Source organism: Stenotrophomonas sp. P5_A8, from assembly GCF_056400545.1.
In genome coordinates, this window is the sequence record NZ_JBFULB010000231.1 from 1 (window position 1) to 6,312 (window position 6,312).

The 6,312-nt window shown below is 66.6% G+C and carries 3 protein-coding genes; all 3 read left to right on the top strand.

Annotated features, from left to right (window positions below):
* The first annotated feature begins 153 nt into the window (after positions 1-153).
* The 3 genes from guaB to AC1DQP_RS14890 all read left to right on the top strand — a co-directional run bounded on the left by guaB (position 154) and on the right by AC1DQP_RS14890 (position 6,144).
* Positions 154-1,611: an IMP dehydrogenase gene (gene guaB, locus AC1DQP_RS14880; RefSeq protein ID WP_478051895.1), complete on the top strand. Its 1,458-nt coding sequence runs from the start codon at positions 154-156 to the stop codon at positions 1,609-1,611.
* A gap of 111 nt (positions 1,612-1,722) precedes the next feature.
* Complete coding sequence (gene guaA, locus AC1DQP_RS14885) at positions 1,723-3,288, top strand: glutamine-hydrolyzing GMP synthase (RefSeq protein ID WP_478051896.1); 1,566 nt, start codon at positions 1,723-1,725, stop codon at positions 3,286-3,288.
* A 414-nt stretch (positions 3,289-3,702) separates the two neighbouring features.
* Positions 3,703-6,144 carry a M20/M25/M40 family metallo-hydrolase gene (locus AC1DQP_RS14890; RefSeq protein ID WP_478051897.1) on the top strand — a complete coding sequence of 814 codons (2,442 nt, stop codon included), beginning with the start codon at positions 3,703-3,705 and terminating at the stop codon, positions 6,142-6,144.
* Positions 6,145-6,312: the final 168 nt, after the last annotated feature.

Sequence of the window (6,312 nt, forward strand, 5' to 3'; positions counted from 1 at the left end):
GCCTGGCCTGGATCGGTGTGCCACCGCGCCAAGAGCAGCCGACCAACGGTCGGCTCTACCGGGTCCGGTGCGACACACCGTCGCATCCGCCCCCTGCCCAAGGCGGCCGAATCAGGGTAAAATGTCGCGCTTCCCCACATCTCGGGTATGCCGATGCTGCGCATCCAGGCTGAAGCTCTCACCTACGACGACGTCTCGCTCGTCCCCGCACACTCCCTGATCCTGCCCAAGGATGTCAGCCTGGAAACCCGGCTGACCCGCGACCTGCGGCTGAAGCTTCCGATCCTTTCCGCGGCCATGGACACGGTCACCGAAGCCCGCCTGGCGATCGCCATGGCCCAGCTCGGTGGCATGGGCATCATCCACAAGAATCTGAGCGTGGAGCAGCAGGCCGCTGAAGTCGCCAAGGTCAAGAAGTTCGAGGCCGGCGTCATCCGCGACCCGATCACCGTCGGCCCGGAAACCACCATCCGAGACGTGCTGGCCCTCACCCAGGCGCGCAACATCTCCGGCGTGCCGGTGGTGGACGGCGGCGGCCAGCTGGTCGGCATCGTCACCCACCGTGACATGCGCTTCGAGACCGAGCTGGACGATCCGGTCCGCCACATCATGACCAAGAAGGATCGCCTGATCACGGTCAAGGAAGGCGCGGCCTCCGATGAAGTGCTGCAGCTGCTGCACCGCAACCGCATCGAGAAGATCCTGGTCGTCAACGATGATTTCGCCCTGCGCGGCCTGATCACCGTCAAGGACATCCAGAAGAACACCGATTACCCCAACGCCGCCAAGGACACCGCCACCCGCCTGCTGGTCGGCGCGGCCGTCGGCGTCGGTGGCGATACCGACCGCCGGGTCGAGGCGCTGGTCGCCGCCGGGGTGGACGTGCTGGTGGTGGACACCGCGCACGGCCACTCGCAGGGCGTGCTGGACCGCGTCAGCTGGGTCAAGAAGCACTTCCCGCAGGTGCAGGTCGTCGGTGGCAACATCTGCACCGGTGAAGCCGCACTGGCGCTGCTGGACAGCGGCGCGGACGCGGTCAAGGTCGGCATCGGCCCGGGCTCGATCTGCACCACCCGCGTGGTCGCCGGTGTCGGCGTGCCGCAGATCACCGCGATCGACTTGGTCGCCGAGGCGCTGCAGGACCGCATCCCGCTGATCGCCGACGGTGGCATCCGTTACTCCGGCGACATCGGCAAGGCGCTGGCCGCCGGTGCCTCCACCATCATGATCGGTGGCCTGCTGGCTGGTACCGAGGAATCGCCCGGCGAGACCGAGCTGTTCCAGGGACGTTCGTACAAGAGCTACCGCGGCATGGGCTCGCTGGCCGCGATGGAGAAGGGGTCCAAGGACCGCTACTTCCAGGACGCCTCCAGCGCCGACAAGCTGGTGCCCGAGGGCATCGAAGGCCGCGTGCCGTACCGCGGCCCGGTTGGCGGCATCATCCACCAGTTGATGGGCGGCCTGCGCGCCACCATGGGCTACGTGGGCTGCGGCACCGTCGAAGACATGCGCACCAAGCCGAAGTTCGTCAAGATCAGCGGCGCCGGCCAACGTGAGAGCCACGTCCACGACGTGCAGATCACCAAAGAGCCGCCGAACTACCGCGCCTGATGCAGCATGAGCAAAGAGGAACGAGGAAGCTGATTCCCGTTCCTCTTTCTCTATCGGCCGCCGGTAACGACGCTGTGTTTCCCGTATTTACTCCTGCATTGCCCGGGCACCATGACCAACATCCATAACGACAAGATCCTCATTCTCGATTTCGGCGCCCAGTACACCCAGCTGATCGCGCGCCGCATCCGCGAGCTCGGCGTGTACTGCGAGATCTGGGCATGGGACCACAACCCGGCCGACATCGCCGCGTTCGGCGCCAAGGGCATCATCCTGTCCGGCGGCCCGGAATCGACCACCCTGCCGGGTGCGCCGGCCGCACCGCAGGAAGTGTTCGACAGCGGCCTGCCGATCTTCGGCATCTGCTACGGCATGCAGACCCTGGCCGCCCAGCTCGGTGGCGCCACCGAAGCGGCCGACCAGCGTGAGTTCGGCCATGCCGAAGTCAACGTCGTCGCCCCGGATGCGCTGTTCAAGGGCCTGAGCGACCACGGCGGCGAGCCGAAATTGAACGTCTGGATGAGCCACGGCGACCACGTCTCCGTCGCACCCCCGGGCTTCACCGTCACCGCGGTGACCGATCGCATCCCGGTGGCCGCGATGGCCAACGAAGAAAAGCGCTGGTACGGCGTGCAGTTCCATCCGGAAGTGACCCACACCCTGCAGGGCCAGGCGCTGCTGCGCCGCTTCGTGGTGGACGTGTGCGGCTGCGAAACCCTGTGGACCGCCGCCAACATCATCGACGACCAGATCGCCCGCGTGCGCGAGCAGGTGGGCGATGACGAAGTGATCCTGGGCCTCTCCGGCGGCGTTGATTCGTCGGTCGTGGCCGCGCTGCTGCACAAGGCGATCGGCGACAAGCTGACCTGCGTGTTCGTCGATACCGGCCTGCTGCGCTGGCAGGAAGGCGACCAGGTGATGGCGATGTTCGCCGAGCACATGGGCGTCAAGGTGATCCGCGTCAACGCGGCGGACCGCTACTTCAGCAAGCTCGAAGGCGTCAGCGACCCGGAAGCCAAGCGCAAGATCATCGGCAACCTGTTCGTGGACATCTTCGATGAAGAATCCACCAAGCTGAAGAACGCCAAGTGGCTGGCGCAGGGCACCATCTACCCCGACGTGATCGAGTCGGCCGGCAGCAAGACCGGCAAGGCCCACGTGATCAAGAGCCATCACAACGTCGGCGGCCTGCCCGAGCACATGAAGCTGGGCCTGGTCGAGCCGCTGCGTGAGCTGTTCAAGGACGAAGTGCGTCGCCTCGGCGTCGAACTCGGCCTGCCGCGCAGCATGGTCTACCGCCATCCGTTCCCGGGCCCGGGCCTGGGCGTGCGCATCCTCGGCGAAGTGAAGCGCGAATACGCCGAACTGCTGGCCAAGGCCGATGCCATCTTCATCGACGAGCTGCGCAAGGCCGATCTGTACGACAAGACCAGCCAGGCGTTCGCGGTGTTCCTGCCGGTGAAGTCGGTGGGCGTGGTCRGTGATGCGCGTGCGTATGAGTGGGTGATCGCGCTGCGCGCGGTGGAAACCATCGATTTCATGACGGCACATTGGGCGCACCTGCCGTATGACTTCCTGGGCACGGTGAGCAACCGGATCATCAATGAGCTGCGGGGGGTGTCGCGGGTTGTCTATGACATCTCGGGGAAACCGCCGGCGACGATCGAGTGGGAATGAGTTGAATGACGAGGGCGCCGCGAGGCGCCCTCGTCAGTTGTGCGACCGGTGCTGACAGGTAGGGGCACGCGACGGCCCGACTGTCGTACGTTACGCACCGCGTTGCCACCGTCGTGCCGCAGAAAAAGCCGGCTGCTGCTGTTCTGCATGTCGACGCTGATCTGCGCCTGCCGCTCGCACCCAACATGCGTGATGCGAGGACAGTTGGTCACTGGGGTTCAGCGGATCTCAAGCGGTTGATGGCGCAGGCGTACGAGGGTCGGGAAGTGTCCGGAATTGGCTGATCAGAAAATAATTTGACATATCGGAAATATCTTTGTAATTCTGCGAAGGTCGTCTTTCCCGGATTCCCGCCGTGCTCGTGATTGCGCTTCCCTGCTGCTTGGCAAACGTGCTCGATCGCAAGGTGCGCCCATGAGCGCGCGGCGGCCCGCCCGTGATATCGCTCGCTACACGCTGCCCCTTCTGTTCCTCGGCATCTTCATTGCCGCATGGTCTGCCTGGAGCGCGCAGAAGACGCCGCCGCCACAGTCGGCCAGCATCGCCGCTGCCGAATTCTCGGCGGCCCGCGCCATGCAGCACCTGCGCTGGATCGCCGCCGAACCGCATCCCACCGGCTCGGCCGCTGCGGCGCGGGTGCGCGATGGCCTGGTCACGCATCTGCAGCAGGCGGGATTGCAGGCATCGGTGCAGCGCGCGCATGCGGCTGCGGAGTACGGCAAKGGCGACGGGCGCGGTGTGCGCGCGGCCAATGTAGAGAACGTGGTCGCCGTACTGCCGGGCCGTGATCGCAGCTTGCCTGCGGTGCTGCTGATGGCGCACTACGACAGCGTGGCCCAGTCGCCCGGTGCGGCCGACGATGGCCTCGGCGTTGCGGTGATGCTGGAAATAGCCCGTGTGCTGCAGAAAGATGCACGGCAGCGTGACGTGGTGTTCCTGTTCACCGATGCCGAGGAGGCTGGCCTGTTGGGTGCGCGCGCGTTCTTTGCATCGCATCCGCTGGCCGCGCGGATCGGGACGGCGATCAACCTGGAGGCGCGTGGCAGCAGTGGCCGTGCGGTGCTGTTTGAAACCGGACCGGGCAATGCGGCGCTGTTGAAGACGTTCGCATCGCTGGCGCCGCAGCCGCTGGGCAATTCGTTGACCGGCTTCGTCTACCGCTACATGCCCAATGGAACCGACTTCACGGTGCCGGCAAAGCTGGGCATTCCTGGCGTGAACTTCGCGATCATCGGGAGCCAGTTCGACTATCACGCCGCCACCGCGAGCGTGGCCAACCTGGACCCGGGCAGCGTGCAGCACATGGGCGCGCAGGTGCTGCCGCTGGTACGGCAACTGGCAACCTCCGCGACCCTGCCGACGTCCAGGCGGGATGCGATCTACAGCGATCTGCCGGGCGGCTGGATGATCGGCGTGCCGATGTGGTCGGGCTGGTGCGTGCTGGCGTTTGGACTGCTCGTCCTTGTCGTGGTCGCGCGCCGTACCACGTTCAAGCAGGGCGGTTGGCGGGGCGTGGTCGGTGGTGTGGCGTGGTGGCCGCTGGCATTGCTGTCGGTTGCCCTGGCGGTGCGGGTGTCGTACCGGTTGCTGGGCGGTGGCGATGCCAGCCTGGTGAACAACCGCGACCTGCTGGCGGCATTCTCGACGCTGGCGGCGGGCGAGGGACTGTTGGCCATCGGCGTGGTGCTGGCGTTGGGTGCACTGACGCTGTGCAAGGCCGGGCGTAAACCGTTTGCCGTGCTGGCCCTGCTGGTGGGGGCCTGTGCCTCGCTGCGCGGCGGCGTGGATGTCATTGGGCTGGTGCTGGGTGTGCTGGTCGCGCTGCTGGCGTGGACCAGCGCCGGTAGCGCGGTACGCGGCGAAAGCGTGCGGCTGGGTGCACTGGGCCTTGCCTGGCTCATCGGCGCCATCGTGCAGGTGCTGGCGCCCGAGCTGGCGCCGCTGCTGCTGTGGCCGTTGCTGGCACTGGCTGCAGTCGCTTGGCTGCTGCCCGCGCAGGTGCCGCTGCAGATCGCCCGTGTGATCGTGGCGGCGGTGATCACCGCGTTCGCATTGGCGCATGTCTTCCACTTTGCGCTGCAGCTGTTCGAGGCGATCGGGTTCGGCACGCCGGAGGTACTTGCGTTGCCGTTCGCGTGGCTGGCCGCGCTGTTGCTGCCGTGGGTGCGTTTGGCTCACGGAAGCGGGCGCCTGCTTGCCGGTGCTGCGATCGCCACGCTGCTGGTGGCCGCTGGTGTACTCACTGCTGCGTCGTTTACCCGCTCCGACCCAGAGCGCTATCCGGAATTGTCGCAGGTGATCTTCGTGGCCGATCCGGAAAACAAGCAGTACCACCGGGTCAGCGTGCTACCGGGGGTGTTGGACTGGAGCCGGAACGCCTTGGGTGCAGGGCAGGGTGAAACGGTGCATGTTTCGGTCCCGGCGCTGGACCTGACCGACGCCATGGCGACGCCCGCGGAGGCAATTGCGATGGCCGAGCCGGTGCGCTTTGAGACGTCGCACGATGCCGAGACCGGCCAAGCGGTGCTGCGCATCCTGGCACCGGCGGGCACCCGCGATCTGCGGGTACGGCTGAAGAGCAGCGTGGTGGTGCCCAAGGTGCAGTTGCAGGGCGAGGATGCGCCGCTACTGGATGAGGCCGAGCGTTGGTCGCGGTTGCGTTGGCAGGCGCCGGGGCCGCAGGGAATCGAGCTGCGCTGGCCGGCAAACAGCGGCCCGGTCGAGGTGCAGGTGGCGGCCGGGATCGATGGCTGGCCGGGTGATGCGGCGCCATTGCCGGCGCGGCCGGCGCATGTCGTGCCGTGGGGCACGTCGGATATGACCTGGGTGTTGGGGACGACGCGGGTGGTGGAATAGATCCAGCAGGATGCGTCCGAGCGTGGCGCTGACCCACCGTGGGTTGGAGCTGCTTTTGGCGATAAACAAACGGCCCGCACTGCGGGCCGTTTGTTTGGGTGCCTGCCAAGGCATCGGAGCCAAGGCATCGGAGCCAAGGCATCGGAGCCAAGGCATCGGAGCCAAGGC

Coding starts and splice junctions, on each gene's coding strand:
- guaB (WP_478051895.1), top strand. CDS start 154: ATGCTGCGCATCCAGGCTGAAGCTCTCACCTACGACGACGTCTCGCTC.